21 protein-coding genes are annotated in these 20,257 nt (G+C 66.7%); 10 read left to right on the forward strand and 11 right to left on the reverse strand.

All coding sequences use genetic code 11. The annotated features are described in order from the left end of the window. Positions 1-7: 7 nt before the first annotated feature. The 5 genes from ABIE58_RS04160 to ABIE58_RS04180 all read right to left on the reverse strand — a co-directional run bounded on the left by ABIE58_RS04160 (position 8) and on the right by ABIE58_RS04180 (position 5,278). Positions 8-1,363, reverse strand: a complete 1,356-nt coding sequence (locus tag ABIE58_RS04160; RefSeq protein WP_354543429.1) for a glutamine synthetase family protein — start codon at positions 1,361-1,363, stop codon at positions 8-10. Positions 1,364-1,453: 90 nt separating this feature from the next. Then, entirely contained in the window at positions 1,454-2,491 is a 1,038-nt protein-coding gene (locus ABIE58_RS04165) for a TRAP transporter substrate-binding protein (protein ID WP_354543430.1), read from the reverse strand. Positions 2,492-2,555: 64 nt separating this feature from the next. Then, positions 2,556-3,881, reverse strand: a complete 1,326-nt coding sequence (locus ABIE58_RS04170; RefSeq protein WP_354543431.1) for a TRAP transporter large permease — start codon at positions 3,879-3,881, stop codon at positions 2,556-2,558. Further along, on the reverse strand, positions 3,871-4,479 hold the full coding sequence (locus ABIE58_RS04175; RefSeq protein ID WP_354543432.1) for a TRAP transporter small permease subunit: 609 nt from the start codon (positions 4,477-4,479) through the stop codon (positions 3,871-3,873). The genes ABIE58_RS04170 and ABIE58_RS04175 overlap by 11 nt, the downstream gene beginning before the upstream one ends. Further along, positions 4,472-5,278: an N-formylglutamate amidohydrolase gene (locus tag ABIE58_RS04180; RefSeq protein WP_354543433.1), complete on the reverse strand. Its 807-nt coding sequence runs from the start codon at positions 5,276-5,278 to the stop codon at positions 4,472-4,474. The genes ABIE58_RS04175 and ABIE58_RS04180 overlap by 8 nt, the downstream gene beginning before the upstream one ends. Positions 5,279-5,364: 86 nt before the next feature. Between ABIE58_RS04180 and ABIE58_RS04185 the strand changes: the two genes are divergently transcribed. After that, positions 5,365-6,267: a MurR/RpiR family transcriptional regulator gene (locus tag ABIE58_RS04185; RefSeq protein WP_354543434.1), complete on the forward strand. Its 903-nt coding sequence runs from the start codon at positions 5,365-5,367 to the stop codon at positions 6,265-6,267. Here the strand turns inward: ABIE58_RS04185 and fliP are convergent, their stop codons facing one another. Genes fliP through fliF form a run of 4 tightly spaced genes read right to left on the reverse strand, consistent with a single transcriptional unit; the run spans position 6,268 to position 9,543 of the window. Beyond that, positions 6,268-7,020, reverse strand: coding sequence for a flagellar type III secretion system pore protein FliP (gene fliP / locus ABIE58_RS04190; RefSeq protein WP_354543435.1), 753 nt, complete (start codon positions 7,018-7,020; stop codon positions 6,268-6,270). Beyond that, positions 7,017-7,319, reverse strand: coding sequence for a FliM/FliN family flagellar motor switch protein (locus ABIE58_RS04195; RefSeq protein ID WP_354543436.1), 303 nt, complete (start codon positions 7,317-7,319; stop codon positions 7,017-7,019). Before ABIE58_RS04195 ends, fliP begins: the two co-directional genes overlap by 4 nt. Continuing rightward, the gene (locus tag ABIE58_RS04200; protein WP_354543437.1) at positions 7,316-7,909 is read right to left on the reverse strand and encodes a FliH/SctL family protein; all 594 of its coding nucleotides are present in this window, start codon (positions 7,907-7,909) and stop codon (positions 7,316-7,318) included. The genes ABIE58_RS04195 and ABIE58_RS04200 overlap by 4 nt, the downstream gene beginning before the upstream one ends. Then, positions 7,909-9,543, reverse strand: coding sequence for a flagellar basal-body MS-ring/collar protein FliF (gene fliF / locus ABIE58_RS04205; RefSeq protein WP_354543438.1), 1,635 nt, complete (start codon positions 9,541-9,543; stop codon positions 7,909-7,911). The genes ABIE58_RS04200 and fliF overlap by 1 nt, the downstream gene beginning before the upstream one ends. Before the next feature lie 126 nt (positions 9,544-9,669). Here fliF and ABIE58_RS04210 point away from each other — a divergent pair, with 126 nt between their 5' ends. From ABIE58_RS04210 to ABIE58_RS04250, 9 genes are all read left to right on the forward strand, one after another. Further along, positions 9,670-10,182 (forward strand): flagellar basal body-associated FliL family protein, encoded by a 513-nt coding sequence (locus ABIE58_RS04210; RefSeq protein WP_354543439.1) that lies wholly within the window; start codon positions 9,670-9,672, stop codon positions 10,180-10,182. Positions 10,183-10,193: 11 nt separating this feature from the next. Continuing rightward, positions 10,194-10,583 (forward strand): hypothetical protein, encoded by a 390-nt coding sequence (locus ABIE58_RS04215; protein WP_354543440.1) that lies wholly within the window; start codon positions 10,194-10,196, stop codon positions 10,581-10,583. Further along, positions 10,580-11,158, forward strand: a complete 579-nt coding sequence (locus ABIE58_RS04220; RefSeq protein ID WP_354543441.1) for a MotE family protein — start codon at positions 10,580-10,582, stop codon at positions 11,156-11,158. The genes ABIE58_RS04215 and ABIE58_RS04220 overlap by 4 nt, the downstream gene beginning before the upstream one ends. A gap of 72 nt (positions 11,159-11,230) precedes the next feature. Further along, a complete protein-coding gene (gene motA, locus ABIE58_RS04225) occupies positions 11,231-12,100 on the forward strand; it encodes a flagellar motor stator protein MotA (protein ID WP_354543442.1) in 870 nt (289 codons plus the stop codon). After that, entirely contained in the window at positions 12,097-14,424 is a 2,328-nt protein-coding gene (locus tag ABIE58_RS04230) for a hypothetical protein (protein WP_354543443.1), read from the forward strand. Before motA ends, ABIE58_RS04230 begins: the two co-directional genes overlap by 4 nt. A gap of 199 nt (positions 14,425-14,623) precedes the next feature. Further along, positions 14,624-16,705, forward strand: a complete 2,082-nt coding sequence (gene flhA, locus ABIE58_RS04235; RefSeq protein WP_354543444.1) for a flagellar biosynthesis protein FlhA — start codon at positions 14,624-14,626, stop codon at positions 16,703-16,705. After that, on the forward strand, positions 16,702-17,475 hold the full coding sequence (locus ABIE58_RS04240) for a flagellar biosynthetic protein FliR (protein ID WP_354543445.1): 774 nt from the start codon (positions 16,702-16,704) through the stop codon (positions 17,473-17,475). Before flhA ends, ABIE58_RS04240 begins: the two co-directional genes overlap by 4 nt. Continuing rightward, positions 17,475-18,563, forward strand: a complete 1,089-nt coding sequence (locus tag ABIE58_RS04245; protein WP_354543446.1) for an EscU/YscU/HrcU family type III secretion system export apparatus switch protein — start codon at positions 17,475-17,477, stop codon at positions 18,561-18,563. The genes ABIE58_RS04240 and ABIE58_RS04245 overlap by 1 nt, the downstream gene beginning before the upstream one ends. Next, positions 18,560-19,009 carry a hypothetical protein gene (locus tag ABIE58_RS04250; RefSeq protein ID WP_354543447.1) on the forward strand — a complete coding sequence of 150 codons (450 nt, stop codon included), beginning with the start codon at positions 18,560-18,562 and terminating at the stop codon, positions 19,007-19,009. The genes ABIE58_RS04245 and ABIE58_RS04250 overlap by 4 nt, the downstream gene beginning before the upstream one ends. Here ABIE58_RS04250 and ABIE58_RS04255 read toward each other — a convergent pair. Both ABIE58_RS04255 and flgH read right to left on the reverse strand, forming a co-directional pair. After that, a complete protein-coding gene (locus tag ABIE58_RS04255) occupies positions 18,997-19,491 on the reverse strand; it encodes a flagellar basal body-associated protein FliL (protein WP_354543448.1) in 495 nt (164 codons plus the stop codon). The genes ABIE58_RS04250 and ABIE58_RS04255 overlap by 13 nt on opposite strands. A gap of 23 nt (positions 19,492-19,514) precedes the next feature. Further along, positions 19,515-20,249, reverse strand: a complete 735-nt coding sequence (flgH, locus tag ABIE58_RS04260) for a flagellar basal body L-ring protein FlgH (RefSeq protein WP_354543449.1) — start codon at positions 20,247-20,249, stop codon at positions 19,515-19,517. Positions 20,250-20,257: the final 8 nt, after the last annotated feature.

Genomic DNA, 20,257 nt, shown 5'->3' on the forward strand with positions numbered 1-20,257 from the left:
GCGGCCCTCACGCCCGCTCGAACCCGCGCGCGATCTCGTAATCGGTCACGGCGCGGTCGAAATCCTCGATCTCCACCTCCGCCGCGCGGGCGTAATGGTCCACCACCTCGTCGCCGAAGGTCGCGCGCATGAAATCCGAACGCATCAGCGCCTCGCGCGCGTCGCGCAACGTCTCGGGGATGCGGCCCGTGTCACCCGCATAGGCATCGCCGCGCGCGGGCGGGGCCAGCTCCAGCCGGTTTTCGATCCCCTTTATCCCCGCCGCCAGCATCGCCGCCATCGCGAGATAAGGGTTGAGGTCCGAGCCGCCCACGCGGCATTCCACCCGCACCGCCTTCGTGCCGCCGCCGCAGAGCCGGAACCCGGCGGTGCGGTTGTCCACCGACCACAGGATGCGGGTGGGCGCGAAGGTGCCTTTCTGGAAGCGCTTGTAGCTGTTGATATAGGGGGCAAGGAAATAGGTGTAATCGGGCGCGTATGTCAGCAGGCCCGCCATGTAGTGTTTCATCACCGTGCTCATGCCCAATTCGTCCTCGGGGTCGAAAAACGCGGGTTTGCCATCCTGCCAGAGCGATTGATGCACATGGCTTGACGAGCCGACGCGCGCCGCGTGCCATTTCGGCAGAAAGCTTGCGGCGTGGCCCTGCTGATGGGCAATCTCCTTGATCGCGTGCTTGGCGATGGTGTGGTAATCGGCCATGTCGAGCGCGGGCGCGTAGCGGATGTTGAGTTCCTCCTGCCCGGCCTCGGCCTCGCCCTTGGTGTTTTCCACCGGGATGCCTGCGGCCACCAGATGATTGCGCAGGGGGCGCATGACATGCTCTTCGCGCGTGGTCTGGAGGATGTTGTAATCCTCGTTATAGCCCGAGATCGGGGTCAGGTCACGATACCCGGATTTGCGGATCTCCTCGAAGCTCTTCTCGAAGAGGAAGAATTCCAGCTCGGTCGCCATCATCGCGTCATAGCCCATCTCGCCAAGCCGCGCGATCTGGCCTTGGAGCATGGCGCGCGGGCTGTGCGGGACGGGCGCGTGGCTATGATGGTCGAGCACATCGCAAAGCACCATCGCCGTGCCGTCGAGCCAGGGCATCAGGCGCAGCGTCGAGAGGTCGGGCCTCATCGTGTAATCACCATAGCCGCGCTCCCAGCTTGTCGCGGCAAAGCCCTCGGGCGTGGTCATTTCCAGGTCGGTCGCCAGCAGGTAGTTGCAGCAATGCGTCTCTTCCCAGGCGCTGGCGAGGAAATGGCTCGCGTGAAACCGCTTGCCCATGAGTCGGCCCTGCATGTCGACAAGGCAGGTGAGCACGGTATCGACCTTGCCTGCGGCGACCAGCGATTTGAGATCTTCGAGACTGAGGGCCATGTCCGCGTCCTTGTTGTGTTCCGGTTATATGTCGTCAAGTCGGGCCTGCCCGGCCCCGGTTGCGCGGGGCCGGGCAGGGCAGTGTTTGGCTCAGCCGTTGGTATAGGGCGGGCCGGCCTGGTTGATGACCTCGTTATATTCGCGGAAGATGCCGATGATCTTTGCCTCGATCTCGCCCTCGGCGGCGATCTCGTTCCAGAAGTTCTTGGCGGCGTTTTCCACCTCTGCCCATTCCGCGGCCGGTATCGTGCGCAGCGCCAGCTTGTCGCCGCGCGCGCGCAGTCGCGCCTCGCCGCCCCAATACCACTGGTTGCGATAGGTATGGCTGGCCTCGGTCGCGGCCATCACCAGTTGCTTGAGGTGGTCGGGCAGATCGCTCCATTGCCGCTGGTTCACGAACCACGAGCCGATCCACGCGCCCGAGATGTTGTTGGTCAGGAAATAGTCGGTCACACTCGCCCAACCCACGGTGTAATCCTCGGTGATCCCGGACCAGGCCATGCCGTCAAGCTCGCCCGTCTGCACCGCCACTTCGGCATCCTCGTAGGGGATGTTGAGCGGCACGACGCCGAACCTCGCGAGGAACCGCCCCGCCGTCGGGAAGGTATAGAGCTTCAGCCCGTCGAGATCGGCGACCGATTTGATTTCCTTCTTGGTGTTGAAGTTGCACGGGTCCTGGCCTGCGGCGGAAATCCACTGGACGCCGACCTTGGCATATTCCTCGCGCCAGATATCGGCGAGGCCGTATTGGTTGAAGAGCACCGGCACGTCGAGGATATGCTTGGTGGCAAAGGGGAAATAGCCGCCGAACTGGCGCAGCGGCGTGGGCGAGGCCATGGAATCGTCGTCCGAGTGCACCGCGTCGATGGTGCCGCGCTGAAGCGCCTGAAACAGCTCGCCGGTGGGCACGATCTGATCGGCGTAGAAAATCTCGATCTCCATTTCGCCATTGGCGGCGTTATTGACGTAATCCACCATCGGCTTGGTCACTTGTTCGCCCAACGCGGCCCCGGCATAGGTCTGAAGCCGCCACTTGATCGGGGCCTGCGCCTTGACGATTGCGGGGCTTGCCAGCGTGGCCGCTGCGCCGACACCGGCGGTGGTGAGGAATTTTCTTCTCGTGGTCATGGTCTTCTCTCCTGTTGTTTGCTCGATTGTGTCCGCTCCGTGGTCGGAGTTCTCGGTTGATTTTCTAGTTGCCATAGACCAGCCCCGGCAGCCAAAGCGCCAGTTCCGGGAAGGTCATGATGAGCGCAAGCGCGACAATCATCACGCCGACAAAGGGGATGATCGAGCGATAGATGTCGCGGAGCGAGATTTCCGGCGGCGCCATCGCCCGCATCAGAAAGAGGTTATAGCCAAAGGGCGGCGTCATATAGGCAATCTGCGTGGTGATCGTATAAAGCACACCATACCATATCAGATCAAACCCAAGCGCGCCCACCAGCGGCACGTAAAGCGGCGCGACGATCACCAGCATCGCGGTGTCATCGAGAAACGTGCCCATCACGATGAAGCTGAGTTGCATCAGGATCAGGATCATCAGCGGCGACAGACCCATCTTTTCGGTGAAGAGGTCGTCGATGGCCTTGACCGCGCCCAGCCCGTCGAACACCGCGCCAAAGGCGAGCGCCGCGAGGATGATCCACATGAACATGCACGATATCGCCAGCGTGCTGCGCACGCTCGTCTCGAACACGGCCCGCGTCATCCGCCCCTTGAGCACGGCGGCGGCAAAGGCCGCGAGCGCGCCGATGGCCGAGCTTTCAACAAGGCTTGTCCAGCCGTTGACGAAGGGCACCATCATCACCGCGAAAATCCCCAACGGCAACAGGCCCGCGCGCAGCAGGCGCAGCTTCTCGGGCAGGGGCACGTTGCGTTCATCCTCGGCCAGCACCGGGCCGAGATGCGGCTGAATCCGGCACCGGATATAGATGTAGATGATGAACATCGCGGCCATCATCAGCCCCGGCACCACCCCTGCGAGCCATAATTGCCCCACCGGCTGCCGCGCGATCATGGCATAGAGCACCAGCACCACCGAGGGCGGCACGAGGATGCCAAGCGACGATCCCGCCTGGATCACGCCCGTGACCATGATCTTGTCGTAATTGCGCTTGAGCAGTTCCGGAAGCGCGATGGTGGCACCAATCGCCATGCCCGCCACCGACAACCCGTTCATCGCCGAAATGAGCACCATCAGCCCGATGGTGCCAATCGCCAGCCCGCCACGCACCGGCCCCATCCAGACATGGAACATCTTGTAAAGGTCGTCGGCGATGCGGCTCTCGCTCAGGACATAGCCCATGAAGATGAACATCGGCAGGGTCAGCAGCGGATACCATTTCATCAGCTTCATCGCCGAGGCAAAGGCGATATCGAACCCGCCCCGATCCCCCCAGAGCGCCAGCGCGGCGATCACGGCAACAAAGCCGATGGCCCCGAACACCCGCTGCCCGGTGAAAAGCAGCACCATCATCGTGGCGAACATCAACAGCGCGATCATCTCATAGGACATCGCCGACCTCCTCGCCGCGCAGGCGCGCGATATCCTTGAAAAGCTCCGCGAGGCATTGCAGCAGCATTAGCGTCACGCCGAGGATCATGACCGCCTTGACCGGCCAGAGCACCGGCCGCCATACGCTGGAACTGCGCTCCATATGGCCCAGCAGCCCCGACACACCCTCGGCTCCGCCGGTGACAAAGGCCAGCGCCAGATCGCGGAAGAACACGAGCGGCTCGGTGCCGAAATAGCCCAGCGCATAGGCCGCCGAACTGATCCCGCCATAAAGAAGCACCCCGAGATAGAACATCAGGAACAGCATCGTGACCACATCCACCGCCGCCTTGCGGCGCAGGCTCCAATCGCCATAGAACAGGTCCATCCGCACATGCGCGCCGATCTGCATCGAATACGGCCCGCCCAGCACGTAATAGGCGACCATCACGAATTGCGCGGTCTCCAGCGTCCACAGCGCCGGATCGAAGAAGGTCTTGGACACCGACGACCACAGCAGCACGCCCATCAGCGCAAAGAGCAGATACATGGCCAGCCGCCCGATACCGCGGTTGAGCCGGTCGATCACCCGGATATAGGCAAGGATCGCCCTAGGCATCGTAACCCTCCCGCAGGCCAAGCGCGGCGAGCGCCGGGCAGAGCAGGCGCAGCACCTCCGCGGCCATCCCGTCCTGCGCGGCAGGGGTGGCGAGCAGGTCGTTGCGCAGCTCTATCATGACATTGGGCAACGCGTTCGCGAGCCCGTGCGCGCGCAGCGTATGCGTCACGCCATCCTCGGGGCCGTAGGGCGCGTTGCGCCGGATGTCGCGGTGCGAAAGCGTGTTTGCCTCGGCCAGCATCGCATCGGCCAGCCGCCTATCGGTATCGTGCAGAATGCCGACTTCCACCGCGCGGGGGGTGCCGAACCATGTCGGGCTGAAACTGTGGATGGTGACAAGCGCGAATGGCGCGCCCTCGGCCTGCCGCCGGGCGATAAGCGCCGACAGCGCGTCGGTGAAGGGCGCATAGACCGCGCGCACCCGCGCCGCGCGCGCGGCGGCGCTCAGCCCGGCATTGCCGGGCACGGCGATGGCCTCGCTTTGGGCGGGCATGGCGCTCGGGTCGTCGGGCGGGCGGTTGCAGTCATAGACCAGCCGCGACACGGTCGCGGCGACCAGCGGCGCATCGAGCGCCTCTGCCAGCCGCCGCGCGACCGGGGCCGCCCCCGGATCCCAGGCCGCGTGGCTCTGGCGCGCGGCGGCGTCGAGGCCAAGATCGCCCCAGGCGGCGGGGATATGATTCGACGCGTGTTCGCACACGATGATGGCCGCGCCGCGCCCCTCTTCGTTCATGATTTCCACGGCTTTGTCGGTGGTATCGGCCATGTGCTCCCCCGATTGTTGGAAAAAGCTTTCCATGCCAAAAGTTTTTCGTCAATATATTTCCAACCAGTTTCACGAGGACATATCGCCGTTGCCCGTCAAAGCGTCAGGAGGAGGGCACCATGTCTGACCCTTCCGATCCTTCCGACCCGTCCGCCCCCAAGCCCGCCGCGCCGACGGTGCGGCAGCTCGTGCGGCGTCATTACGCGCAACTCACCCAGTCCGAGCGCCGCTTTGCCAATGCGCTGATGGAGAATTATCCCGGCGCGGGCCTTGCGACGATCACGGCGGCGGCCGAGGGGGCGGGCGTCTCGGCCCCGGTGGTGGCGCGGCTGGTGCAAAAGCTGGGGTTCAAGGGCTATCCACAGTTTCATCAGGCGCTCTTGGCAGAGCTTCAGGCCAAGGTTTCGGGCCCTGCCGCGCGGCGCGCGGTCTGGGCGGCGGAGGCGCCGGACTCGCATATGCTCAACCGCTTTGCCGGGGCGATGACCTCCAATCTCGCGCAGACCTTCGCCAATATCGACACCGCGCAATTCGACGCGGCGGCGCGGGCGCTGGCGGGGGCACCGGGGCTTTACGTGGTGGGTGGGCGCATCACCCGCTCGCTGGCCGAATACGCCTTTACCCATTTCCAGGCGATCCGCGAGGGGGTGCGGCACCTGACGGCGGCCTCGGCAAGCTGGCCGCATTACGTGATCGACATGGGCGAGGGCGACGCGCTCCTGATTTTCGACATGCGCCGCTACGAGGAGAACCTGTTGCGCCTTGCGCGCATCGCCGCCGGGCGCGGCGTGCGGGTGATCCTGGTCACCGATCAATGGGCCAGCCCGGTGGCGGCGGTGGCCGAGGTCACGTTTAACTGCTGGGGGGAAATCCCGTCCGCGTGGGACAGCAATATCGCCACGCTGTCGGTGGTCGAGGCGCTGATTGCCGCCACCCAGGAGGAACGCTGGCCCGATGCGCGCGACCGGTTTGAGCGGCTTGACCGGCTGTTCGAGATGACGCGGCTCTTTCGCGAGACGTGATCACATATAGCCACGCACGAGGCTTGCGGCGATCAGCGACCAGCCATCGGCGATCACGAAGAACGCCAGCTTGAAGGGCAGCGAGACGATTGCGGGCGGCACCATCATCATGCCCATCGACATCAGCACGGCGGCGATCACCAGGTCGATGATGAGAAACGGCAGGAAGATCAGAAAGCCGATCTGAAAGGCACGCGCGATTTCCGAGAGCATGAAGCTTGGCACCAGCACCGAGAGCGGGGCATCGGGGCCGGGCGAGATCCCCGCGGCATCGGGGCGCAGCGCCGCCATCGCGGCAAAGGTCTCGGCGTCGAGCCGCCCCGCCATGAAGCCGCGAAACGGCGCGATCGCACGGGGCAGGGCCTCGTCAAGGGTGATGTCCTCGGCGACGAGCGGTGCGATCCCGGCCTCCCACGCGGCGTTGAACGTCGGCTCCATCACGAACCAGGTGAGAAAGAGCGCAAGGCTCACCAGCAGCATGTTGGGCGGCGATTGTTGCAGCCCGATCCCCTGCCGCAGGATGGACAGAACGGTGATGATGAACGGGAACGACGTGATCATGATCGCCAGCCCCGGTGCGAGGCTGAGCACGGTGATGAGCGCGATGAGCTGGATCGCGCGGGCCGAGAGCGATCCGCCCTCGCCGAGCGAGACCGAGATATCCTGCGCAAGCGCCGGGGCGGGGTCGAGGATGAGCGCCAGCGCCAGCCCGAGGGCCAGCGCGGGGATGAGCGCGCTCTGTGGGCCTCTCATCCCAGACCGTCCCGCAGGTTGGCCACCTCTGTGAGGCGCACGGCAAGCTGTCCCTCGCTGTCGCCTTCCATCTCTTCGAGTTGGCCGCGCGCGATCAGCCGCTCGCCTATATATAGCTCGACCGCGTCATCGATGCGCCGGTCGAGCGGCAGCACCGCGTCGCGCCCCAGCGACAGCAACTCGCGGATCGCGGGGCGGGCCTTGCCCACGGAGACGGTGATCTCAATGGGCACGGCGGTGAAGGGATTTGCCATGTCCGGATCGCTCCGGGGGGGGCGGGCGGCTGGATCATCGCTCATGTGCTGGCCTTTCCTTGCTGGGTCTGGTCGAAAAAGCCGCGTATCGCGGCGTCGATACCGGCGAGCACCTCGCCGAGGTCGATCTCGTGCTCGGTCTCGCCCAGGCGCAGGTAGACCTGTCCGGGGCCGAGCGTGTCATCCTCGATCAGCGTGGCCTCGATGGCGGGATCGGTCTCGAGCAGGTGGGTGAGCCGTGGCGCATCCTCGGGCGAAATGGTGATCTCGGCCCTCAGGCGGCCCGCGTCGCGCGCCATATCGTGCAGCATCTCTGCAAGGCGGGGGCCGAGGCTGTCTTGCGCGAGCCGGGGCAGGATCGTCGTTGTCATCTGCAAAAGCAGCGGCTTGAGCGCCTGCATCACCGCGCCGTGGGCCTCTTCATAGGTAAAGCGCAGGTCCTGAAGATTCTGCGCGAGATCGGCAGTGATGCGACGGGCGTCGTCGGCCTGTGCCTTGATCGCGTCGTCCCAGCCCGCCTGATAGCCGGTCTCGAAGGCGGTGAGCCGCTCATCCTCGAGCGAGACATCGGTGATGGTCCGCTCGGTCTCGTCCGGCGCCGCGTCGAAATCCTCGAGAAGATGGGTGATCGACATCAGGTTTTTTCCTCTTCGCCTTCAAGCCAGGTGCGCAGGATCTCCACGGTCTCCTCCTGCCGCTCGCCAATGAGGGCGCGCAGGCGGGCGACCGGGTCCTCTGCCCGTGGCCGGGCTGGCCCGAGGGCCGGAGCGGGCGCAGCGGGGGCGCTTTCTTCGCCCGAGACGAGCGACAGGCCGCTGGCGTCGAATTCGCCCTCGTCGATTTCGCCGGTCAGCGGCGCGGGCGTGGCCGCAGGCTCGGGGGCCTCTGCCGCCGCCGCACCCGCGCGCGGCTGTGGCGCGCCAAGCCGCGCAGGGACAGCGGGCGGGCGCATCAGCACCGGGCGCAGCACGAAGAGCCCGAGAACCAGCGCCACGACCGCAAGCACCAGCGCCTGCACAAGCGACATCGTGTCGATGGCAAGCCGGTCAAGCAGCCCCGGTGTGGCCAGCGTTCCCGCCGGGGCAATCGCCTCGAAGGGCAGCGCCCGAAGCGTGAGCACATCGCCGCGCTCGGCATCGAATCCCACGGCCGAGGAAACCAGCGCGCGCAGCGCCTCCAACTCCTCCTCGGGGCGGGGCTGGGGGGCTGTCCCGTCAGTCCCCGTGCCGGGCAGCGTGTTGACGAGCACTGCGACGCTCATCCGCCGGATCGCGCCGGGGCCCTGCACCACCTCGCGCTCGGTGGTGGAGACCTCGTAATTCACCCTCTCGCGCGTTTCCTCGCGGTTGCTGGTGGAAGGCGCGCCCCCGGCATCGCCTTCGGGCAGGTTCGAGGCGACGGTGACGCCGCCGTTCTGGCCGGTGGCGGTATCGCTCAGCTCCTCGGTATCGGTGCTGATCGCCACCCGGCTTTCGGGATCGAATCGGCGCTCGCGGAGCGTTTCGCTGCGCATTTCGGTTTCGAGCGTGACCTCGACCACCGCGTTGCCCATCCCGACATGCGCCTCCAGAAGCCGCAGCGCGCGCAGGCGCAGCGCCTCGGCGCGGTCGTCGGGGGCATTGGCGGGGGCCTCCTCGGCGGCCCCGACCAGCCCGCCCTCGGCGTCGATGATCGCGACATCCTCGGGCGCGAGCCCGGCCACGGCAGAGGCCACGAGAAATTGCAGCGCGCGCGCGTGGCGCGGCGTGAGTTCCTGCCCCCCGGTTGTCACCGATACCGAGGCGGAATGCCGGATATCGCGCTGGAACGGGTTGGTGCCCGACATGCTCAGATGCACGCGCACGGCGCTCACCGCCGGATGCGCAAGGATGGTGCGCGCAAGCTCTCCTTCCTTGGCACGCCAATAGGCGGCGTCGAACATCTGCGATGTGGTGCCGAAGCCCGACAGCCCGTCGAGCAGCTCGTATCCCTTGGAGGAATTGGCCGGAAGCCCCTCTCCGGCCAGCATCATGCGCAGCCCGTCGCGTTCGGGCGCGGGCACGTAGATCGCGTCGCCGCGCACCTCGTGGCCGACCCCGCGCTGATCGAGCGCGGCGATCACCTCGCCCGCCGCCACGGCATCGAGCCCCGCGTAAAGCAGGCTCATCGACGGGCTGGCAGCGATTCGCGCCAGGCCGAGCACGGCGGCGAACATGCCCAGCGTCGCCACCGCCACAATCATGCGCCGCCGCATATCGAGCGCGTTCCACTGACCGAGAATCTGCTGCACGGGTGATGCCTCCTCCGGATCGGCCTTCTGCCGGTCGTTGGGGTCATCCTTCCTGCATCAGGCTTAACATTCGGTTAGTTCCTGACGGGTTATGATGAAATCCATCGCAAGAAAGAGGATCGCATCATGGCCATGACCGAAGAGACGGGGAATAGCGCTGGCCGCGCCGCGCCGTCGCGGCTGCCGCTGGTCATCGGGCTGATTCTGGCGCTGGCCGGTGGCGGGGCCGGGTTCTATGCCGTGTGGGCCGGATTGTTGCCATTCGGCAGGGCGGATCGCGGGGCCGAAGGCGCGGATACGCCCAACGGTGCGCGCTCCGAACATGTCGTCGATTTCAGCAACCTGGTCTACGTGCCGATCGAGCCGCTGATCGTGTCCTTTGCCGATAACGGGCAAAACCGCCACCTGCGGTTTCGCGCCGAGCTTGAAGTGCCCAAAGGCGAGGCGGCTGAGGTCACCCGCGTCATGCCGCGCATCGTCGATGTACTCAACACCTATCTGCGGGCGCTGCGCCTTGCCGATCTGGAGGAAAGCGCCGCGCTGCCGCGATTGCGCGCGCAGATGTTGCGGCGGGTGCAGGCAGTGGTGGGCGCGGCGCGCGTCAACGACCTGCTGGTGATGGAATTCGTGCTCAACTGAAGGGAGGGGATATGGACCTGATTGCCGATATTTTGCTGGTGGCGGGCGCGCTCGGGGCGGGGCTTTACTGTCACGTCCTCGCGCGCAGGCTCAGCCGGTTCAACGATCTCGAAACCGGGGTCGGCGGCGCGGTTGCCGTGCTCTCGGCGCAGGTTGACGATCTCGCACGCACCTTGCAGGCCGCGCAAAAGGCCGCCGGGACGGAGAGCCGCACGCTCGAGGCGCTTACCGAGCGCGCCGAGACGGTGGCCAAGCGGCTGGAGCTTCTGGTCGCGGCGATGCACGATCTGCCCGAGCCCGTGCCAGAGCCACCGTCGCGCCCCGCATCGCCCCCGGCCGAAAGTGAGGCTGGCCCGGTCTTTCGCCGCAGCGCGCCCGCCGACCGCGAGTCCGCGATATGAGCCGCGCGCGGTTCCGGATGCGGATGCGCCCGCGCGGCACGCTCGCGGTGATCGCGGCGCTGCTTTTGGGTTCGGCGCTGGTGCGGCTTGGCGATGGTGTTGGCCAGGCGATGGCGCGCAGCGAGGCGGATGCTGCGCGCGCGCCGGACAGTCCGGCGCAATGCGAAACGCCCGCCGATCTGCAACAGCTTCTCACCGAAATGACGGCGCGCGAATCGCGGCTCTCGGAGGATGAGGCGGCGCTTGCTGATCGGCGCGAGGCGCTGGCCCTCGTCGATGCGCAGATCGCGCGCAAGCTCGAGGAATTGGCCGCAGCCGAGGATTCGCTGCGCCGCACGCTCGCCATCGCCGAGACCGCCGCCGAGGATGACATCGCCCGGCTCACACGGGTCTATGAGACCATGAAACCCAAGCAGGCGGCGGCGCTTTTCGAGCAGATGGATGCAAGCTTTGCCGCCGGTTTCCTCGCCCGGATGCGCCCCGATGCGGCGGCGGAGATCATGGCCGGGCTGTCGCCCGAGGCCGCGCATATGCTCAGCGTGGTGCTTGCCGGGCGCAATGCCGCAAGCGAATGACCGGCACGTGGTGAGGGTTTCTTAACCGGTCGGCGGCATGATGGCGTTGATCTCATCTGGACGGAGAAGGCGATGATCGGCGTCGTTGGCATTGTGGTTGTGTTCGTCATGGTCTTTGGCGGCTATCTCGTCGCCGGGGGCAAGCTTGGTATCATCCTCCACGCCGCCCCGTTCGAGATGATGATGATCGGCGGCGCTGCCATCGGGGCCTTTCTCATCAGCAACGATATCTCCACCATCAAGCACACGTTCAAGGGCCTCGGTCGGGTGTTCAAGGGGCCGCGCTGGAAACCGGACGATTACCGCGATTTGCTGTGCCTTCTCTTCACGCTGATTCGCCTCGCGCGGCAAAACCCGGTCGCCGTCGAGGAGCATATAGAGGCTCCGGCCGAGTCGGATATTTTCAAGCGGTATCCCCGCATCCTCGCCGATCCCGAGGCGGTTTCGCTCATTGGCGATACGCTGCGTTCGGCCTCGATGAACTACGACGATCCCCACCAGGTCGAAGAGGTTCTGGAAAAGCGCATGGAGGCGCATCAACACCACGCCCTGCTTCCCAGCCACGCGCTTCAGACCATGGCCGACGGGTTGCCCGCTCTGGGCATCGTCGCCGCCGTTCTGGGGGTCATCAAGACGATGGCCTCGATCGACCAGCCGCCGGAAATCCTCGGCAAGATGATCGGCGGGGCGCTTGTCGGCACCTTTCTGGGGGTATTTCTCGCCTATGGGTTCGTTGGCCCCTTTGCCACCCGTCTGCGCGACGTGACCGAGGAGGATGCCCATTTCTATCAGCTCATCCGCGAGGTTCTGGTGGCCAACCTGCACAATCACGCGGCCAATATCTGTATCGAGGTGGGGCGACAGAACACCCCGTCGCATAATCGCCCCGGCTTTGGCGATCTCGAAGAGGCGCTCAAGGCCACGAAACAGGATGCGGCATGATCCGGTTATGGCCCGATTCGCGCCGCATGCGCCGCCTTGTCACATGCGCCATCCTGTGGCTGGCGGCGATTGCGGGCGGTGCCGCCGCGCAGACGGTGCCCGTGCGCTCCGGGGCGCATGACGGCTTTGACCGGCTGGTGATCGACCTGCCCGCGCGCACGCCCTGGCAGATCGAGCCGCGCGAGACCGGGGTATCGGTGATCTTCGATGGCACGGGGCTGCGCTTCGATCTTGGGGCGGTATTCGACCGGATCGACCGGCAGCGCCTGCGTGCGATCTCGGCACCAGGGGAGGGGCGGCTCGAGTTGGAATTTGCCTGCGCCTGCGAGGTGTCGCCGTTCTGGCATGGGGGCAACATGCTGGTGCTCGACATCGCCGATCCCCCGCCCGAGCCGCCCGCCCCAACCGCCCGCCTGCGCCCGGTCACGGCCCCGCAACAGGGCAGCCTCGTGTCGGCCGGGCTCGCGGCTCCTGTCACATCCATCGCCGGGGCCGCGTTGGCCGAGCGGTTGGGGCCACGGATCAGCGCGGGGCCGTCTGCACAGGCGGTTGCCCCTTCTGTCGCAGCGCAGGCCGATGACGCGCTCCGGGAAATGCGTTTGGCGCTGAGCCAACAGCTTGGCCGCGCGGCCAGCCAAGGGCTTGTCACGCCGACAGTGAACCAGTCGGCGCAACGCGCGCCGCGCCCCGTCGATGCGGCCCTAGTCCCCCTGCCGCAGGCCACCGATCCGGACCCCGCCATGCCGCCCCCACAAGAGGCCGCGCGCCATATCGCCGTGCCCGGATTGCGCGCGACCACCAGCATGGATCGCGATATCACCGGCGGCGCGCCTCCCGATCTCCCCGCGCGGACCTGCCCGCAAGCGGCGCATATTGATGTGGCCGCATGGGGTGGCGCGGGCCCGTTTGCCTCCGAGGTCGGGCGGCTCAACAGCATGCTTTTCGGGGAGTTCGATAGCGTGGACGAGGCCAGCGCCCTGCGACTTGCACGCCTCTATATCCATCATGGGTTTGGGATCGAGGCGCGGCAAGTTCTTGGCTGGCTCGACGCCAGATCACCCGAGGTTGCGGCCGCGCGGGAGTTGGCCGCGCTTGTCGAGACCGGGTCTGTTCCCGACGGGTCGCGCATCGCGGGCGCGCTCGGCTGTGGCGAGCCGGGGGTGCTCTGGGCGATCCTTGCGATGCCGCGCCTGCCCGATGAGGCCGTGTTCGACCATCGCGCGCTTCAACGCAGCTTCGTCGCGTTGCCCGATGGCGTGCGGCGCGCCGTGGGCCCGGCGCTCGTGCAGCGGCTGACCAGCGCCGGGCACCACGCAACCGCCGATGCCCTCTTGCGGCAGATGCCCGGCGGCGACGCGCCCTCCGATGCTGAGGAGGGTTTGGCGCGCGCCGCGCTCGCCCGCGAGACCGGCAAGCCCGAGACCGCGCAAACCACCCTGCGCGAGATCACCCGCACCAATTCGGAGCAGACAGGGATAGCGCTGGCCGAGACGATCGAAAGCGCCCTCGCCCGCGAGGCCCCGGTTGGCTTTGACGATGCGCAACTGGCCGGAGCGCTGGCGTTCGAGCATCGTGGTACGCCGCTCGGTGAGCGGCTTACCCTGGGATATCTTTCGGCGCTTGCGGCATCGGGGGCCTTTGATGAGGCGATGACCGAGTTCGATCGGTTGCGCCCCTCGGTCGGGGCCGCCGCGGTGCCACGGGTCGCGTCGGTTCTGGCGACGTATCTGGTGACCTACGGCGATGACATCACCTTCTTGCGCGCCATCATCGCGGATCGGATCGCGCCGCCGGGCACCCTCGATGCGCCGGTGTCTCTTGCCGTCGCGCGCCGTCTGCTCGATCTGGGCTTCCCGGCGCAGGCGGCCCGCCATGTCGCGCCGATCCAGGGAGCGGAGACCGGGGCAGACCGCAAGGCGCGCAAGTTGGTGCGCGCGCGGATTGCACTGGCGCAGGATCGCCCGGCCGAAGCCTTGCGCGAACTTCTGGGATTGTCGGGGGATGAGGTCGACCTGCTGCGCGCCGAAGCGTTTGCCGCACGCGGCGATCACACCGGTGCGCTAAAGCTCTTTGCCGCGCATGACGTTGACCGGCGCGCGGATCGAGCCGCCTTGCATGTCGGCCAAGCTGCGATCTTGGCGCAGGCGGCAGATCCGCAGATCCGTGAGATTGGCGAGATCATGGCTGCGGATGCAGATATTGCCGAGGCGGGAGAGGAGGCCGGGGTGGCTGCGCATCGCGCGCTTCTGGAGCGCAGCACCGCCCTTCGTGGCGCGATGCAGCGCCTGCTTGCGGCCCCGCCGCCAGAGCCTGCCCGGCAATGACTCCGTATCATGGCTAACCGAATCTCAACCATCATCGCGCAGGGTTCAGGCACGACCCAATCGTCGGTCGGCACAGCCAAGGACAATTCATGCCCAGCAACAGACCGCTTTCGCCCATAGCCCGCGCCGGGGATCGTCTGGCGGGTGCGCGCATGACCGCCTCGCCCCTCGCGTCACCTCCCGTCGCGGAGGTAAGCCGATGCCGCGCCTGACCCGCGCGCAGATATTTCAGCCCACGGTGCTTATGGCGCTGGTTCTCATGGCGATCATTGTCATGATGATCCTGCCGGTGCCGTCGTGGATGCTCGATATCGGGCTCGCGGCGTCGTTCGCGCTGGCGATCCTGATCTTCACCGTCACGCTCTTCATAGAGCGCCCGCTCGATTTCTCGTCTTTCCCGACGATCCTTCTGGCGTCGCTGATGCTGCGCCTGTCGCTCAACGTGTCGTCAACCAAGCTCATCATCGGCGAGGGTCATAGCGGCACCGGTGCCGCCGGCCACGTGATCGAGGGGTTTGCCAATTTCGTCATGGGGGGTAGCGTGTTTCTGGGGCTGGTCGTCTTTGGCGTGCTGCTGATCGTCAATTTCCTGGTCATCACCAAGGGGGCCACGCGCATGGCCGAGGTGGGCGCACGTTTCGCGCTCGACGCCATGCCGGGCAAGCAGATGGCGATCGACAGCGATCTTTCGGCCGGGGCGATCTCGCACGAGGAGGCGCGCGAGCGGCGTCTGCGCGAACAACAGGAAACCACGTTTTTCGGCTCGCTAGACGGGGCGTCGAAATTCGTCAAGGGCGATGCCATTGCCGGGTTGCTCATCACCCTTCTCAACCTCGTGATGGGGCTGGTCATGGGCACGCTGGTCCATGACATGCGGCTTGGCGAGGCGTTCGAGACCTATGCCATCCTCACCGTGGGGGACGGGCTGGTGACGCAGATCCCAGCGGTGGTCATTTCCATCGCCTCGGCGCTTTTGCTGGCGCGCGGCGGCACGCTTGGGGCCACCGACACCGCGATCGCGAGCCAGATCGTGCGCCATCCTGCGGCTTTGGCCACCGTCGCGGTGCTTATGGTGCTGTTCGCGCTGGTGCCAGGGCTGCCGTTCGTGCCTTTTATCCTTGGCGGGCTGGCGCTTGGCGGGGTCGCTCTTTACGGCGCGCGCGCGCCAGTGGCCGTGCCGCAGGCGGATGAGACAACGGCGGGGGCGCCCGCGCCCGAGCCGACGATGGGCGATATCCTGGAGCTTGATGATATCCACGTCGAATTCGCGCCCGACCTCATCAACATGGTGCTCGATCCCGGCGAGGGGCTTGACGCGCGCATCGCCAACATGCGCCGCCATATCGCGACGCGCTACGGGCTGATCCTGTCCGAGATACGCCTGACCGACGATCCCGCCCTCGACGCGGGCAGCTATACGATCCGCATTCAAGGCGTGGAGCAGGCCCGCGCGAGCCTGCGCGCCGATCATCTTCTGGTGCTCGATCCCGAGAGCCATCCTGATCTGCCGCCCGGAGAGTCCGTGCGCGAGCCGGTCTATCAAGCGCCCGCGCGCTGGATTGCGGCGGCGGCGCGCGACCGGGCAGCGCTGGGCGGCGCGACGGTGGTTTCTCCCGGCGAGATTCTGGCGACGCATCTGCTGGAGGTCATCCGCCGCAATCTCAGCCGCCTTCTGACCATGAAGGCGATGCGCCGCCTGCTCGACGAGATGGTCAACCTTGCCGATCGCGACCGCGCCGAGGCCAACCGCAAGCTGCTCGAAGAGATGATCCCCGACCGCATCGCGCCGGACCTGCTTCACGGCGTGCTGCGGCTCTTGCTGGCCGAGCAGGTCTCGATCCGCAACCTGCCGCTTATCATCGAGGCGGCGGCGGAGGGGCGGCAAGGTGCCGCGGGGGCCGAGGCGGTTTGTGAACATGTGCGCCAGCGGCTTGGCTTTCAGCTCGTGGCCGAACTGATGCGCCCCGACGGCACGCTGCCGCTCATTCAACTCGCGCCGGAATGGGAGGAGCGGTTCCTCTCCCACCAGGTCGAGGCCGAGCGCGGCCGCCCCGACGTGGCACTGCCGCCGGAGTTATTCAATACGCTCACCACGGGCATTGCAGAGCAGGTCAGCACCGCGCTCGAGCGCGGGATCACGCCGGCGGTTATCACCTCGGGCCAGCGGCGGCGCTTCTTGCGCACGGCGCTCGCGGCCCGGCGGATCCGCGCGCCGGTCCTGTCGTTCGAGGAGATCGGCGTCGAGGCGCAACCGGCGTTGGTGGGGGTGGTGGCGGCATGACCGGGATCGAGGCGCTGATTGCATTTTCGCAGGATATGCTCTGGCTGCACGCGCTCGTGTTTTTTCGGGTCGCCCCGATGGTTGCGCTCTTTCCCGGTTTCGGCGAGGCCACGGTGCCGATGCGTATCAAGCTGGGCCTCGCGCTCGCGCTTTCGGCCATCACCGCGCCTGCGCTCGCGCCCGAGCTTGGCGCGCTGGCGCGGCCTGGCCCCACTATCCTCGGCTTCATCGTGATCGAGACTGCCATCGGCCTGATGCTTGGCCTCGGTATCCGCCTCTTCGTGCTGGCCTTGCAGACCGCCGGGGCGATCGCCGCGCAATCAACCTCGCTGTCGCAGATCCTCGGCGGGGCCAGCATCACGCCGATGCCCGCCATCGGGCACCTGTTGATGAGTGGGGCGCTGGCGCTGGCGATGATCCTGGGCCTGCATCTGCGGCTTGCCGAGTTTGCCATCGAGAGCTACCGGCTGTTCCCGCCGGGCCTTGCGCCGCCGGCGGCGGGGGTGGCGGAATGGGGCGTCGCGCGCGTGGCCCATGCCTTTGGTCTGGCGTTTACGCTTGCCGCGCCGTTTGTGATCGCCTCGATGCTCTACAACCTCACGCTTGGCGTCATCAACCGGGCCATGCCGCAGCTCATGGTGGTGTTTGTCGGCGCGCCCGCGATCACGGCGGCGGGGCTTGTCCTGCTGTTTTTGCTCGCGCCGATGATGATCTCCATCTGGGCCAGCGGTCTGGGCGGGTTTCTCGCCGATCCCGTCGGGGGGCGCTGATGGCCGGGGAGCAGGATGACAGCGACAAGACCCATGAGGCCACCGAGCACAAGCTTGCACAGGCGCGCGAGAAGGGCGAATTCGCGCGCTCCGCTGATCTCAATACCGCCGGGTCCTATGCGGGTTTTCTGCTTGCGTCGCTCGCGGTGGGGGCGGGGTCGGTCGATGCGGCGGGATCGTGGATGATGCGCCTGCTGGATCAGCCCGACCGCCTCGCGCCGCTGGTCTTCTCGGGCGGTGCGGGGATGGCGGCGCTGGGCGGGCTTCTGGCGGGGGTGGCGGGGGCGCTCGCGGCGTTCTTCGTGCTGCCGGGCGGGGTGGCGCTTCTGTCGGTGGTGGCGCAGCGCAGCCTTGTCTTCGCTCCGGCCAAGCTCGAGCCGAAACTGTCGCGCATCAACCCGATCGAGAATGCCAAGAACAAGTTCGGGCCGACCGGGCTTTTCGAATTTGCCAAGAGCACCGTGAAGCTGATCGCCTTCAGCGCGCTGCTCGGGGTGTTTCTCGCCGGACAATTGCCACGCATGGCCGCCGCGCTCCATGCCGAGCCGGGGCAGATCGGGGCGGTGATGGCGCGCATGTCGATCGCGTTTCTGGCCGTGGTGATGGTGCTCGCGCTGCTGATCGGCGTGGCGGATTTCTTCTGGCAGCGGTTCGATCATGCCCGTCGGCAGCGGATGTCGCACAAGGAGATGCGCGACGAGCACAAGGATCACGAGGGCGATCCGCAGATGAAACAGCAACGCCGTCAGCGGGCATTGGAAATCGCCTCGGGGCGGATGATGGAGGATGTGCCCAAGGCCGATGTGGTGATCGTCAACCCGACCCATTACGCCGTGGCGCTGCGCTGGAGCCGGGCACCGGGCGCGGCCCCGGTTTGCGTGGCCAAGGGGGTCGATCATATCGCGCTGCGCATCCGCACGCTGGCGCATGAAAACGGTGTGCCGGTGCATCACGATCCGCCGGTGGCGCGCGCGCTCCACGCCGAGACCGACATCGGCCAGGAGATCGACCCGCGTCACTATCGCGCGGTGGCGGCGTCGATCCGCTTTGCCGATGCCATGCGCCGCAAGGCGAGGCATTTCGGATGAGGCGAGACGACCATGCCGCGCTATGCGACCTGACCGATGCGCTTTTTGAGCGCGAGGCGGCGCGGTTGCGCGCGTTGCGCGACGAGGAGGCGCGGCTGCGCATGGCGCTGGCGCGGCTCGATGCGCAGGCCCATGACGCGCGCCGATTGCCCGAGGATACGTTGCGCGGGGTGCGCGAAATCGGGGCCGATCTGGCCTGGCAGGGATGGCTTGCACGGCACCGGGCGACGCTTCGGGATGCGCTGGCGCAGGTGCTGGCGCGCAAGGAACACGCCATGCCCGCGCAGCGCCGCGCCTTTGGCCGCGCCGAGGCGGCGCGCGCGCTGCACGCGCGGTCACTGGCAGAGGCGCGGGCCCGGCAGGATGGGCAGCAGGCCGCGCTGCTCGAGGGGCTTGGGGTGATGATGCGGATGCGGCGGGATGGCGGGCCGGATCAGGTATCCTGACGCGCGATCTCGGTGATGAGAACCCCGTGCGCCACCGGGCCAAGCAGATCATGCGCCACCTGCGCCAGCATCCGGCGCAGCACATCCATGCTGTTGGCATTGGTAAAAGCGCCGTCAAAGCCGCCCCGGTTGGCATGGTCGAACAACACCTGGAGGAACCCGTCGCGCAGTTTCGGCTCGAGCGCATACACGGTCTGGGCATTGCCCGCCGTCACCTCGATGCTGAGCGACAGCACCACCATCGCGCCGATGCGCCCGTCTTCGACGATCGGCACCACGAACTGGTTGTTGAGGCGCACGAAATCGCGTGTCACGGCCTCGGAGCCGGGCGCGGCAGGGGCCGCTTCCTCGCCCTGCGCCTGCGGCGCTTGCGCGTCTGTCGCGGCGTCTTCGGTGGGGACGGGTGCGAAGAAAAGCCCCGCGCCGACCCCCGCGCCGGTGCCGATGAGCGCCATCAGGACGGGAAGCAGTTTGCGGATCATCTCGGGCTCTCCTTGCTGGGCTGTCAGAATGGCAGGATCGCGTCGAGCACTTGCTGGCCGATGCGTGGTTGCTGAACATCGGTGATCTGCCCGCGCCCGCCATAGGAAATCCGCGCGGCGGCGATCTTGTCATGGCTGATCTCGTTCTGGCGCGAGATGTCCTCGGGCCGCACAAAACCGCTCACCAGAAGCTCGCGCAGCTCGAAATTCACCCGCACCTCCTGCGATCCGCTGATTTCGAGGACGCCATTCGGCAGCACCCCGGTCACCGTTGCCGCGACCCGCAGGGTCAGCTCTTCGCTGCGGCTTACAGAGCCGTCGCCGCCGGAGCTGCTCGACGAATCGATCCCGACCGCGCGGTCGAGGGTAGCCCCCTCGGGCAGGGTCTTGTCGATGCGCTGCGGGATGCCGAAGAGATCGGGAATGGACAGGTTTTCCGCACCGGTGCGGCGGCGCGACGTGGCGTTGGAAATCTCCGCCTCCTCGTCGATCTCGATCACCACGGTGAGAATATCACCGCGCCGCGCCGCCCGCCGGTCGCCCAGAAGAGAGCGCCGCCCCGCACTCCAGAGCGAGGCCTCCTGCACGGGCGTGCGGTTGACCGACTCCGACGGAAGGCCGGGATCGAGCATGGCGAGCTGCTCGCTTGCATTCATCGTGGGCGTGAGGCTTGGCGGTTTGCCGATATGATCCAGCCGACCGCACCCGGCGAGGCCAAGGGCGAAAACGAAAGCGCATATGATCACTATCCTGAGCATTATCTCAC

Source organism: Roseovarius sp. MBR-78 (assembly GCF_040547535.1).
GTDB lineage: Bacteria > Pseudomonadota > Alphaproteobacteria > Rhodobacterales > Rhodobacteraceae > Roseovarius.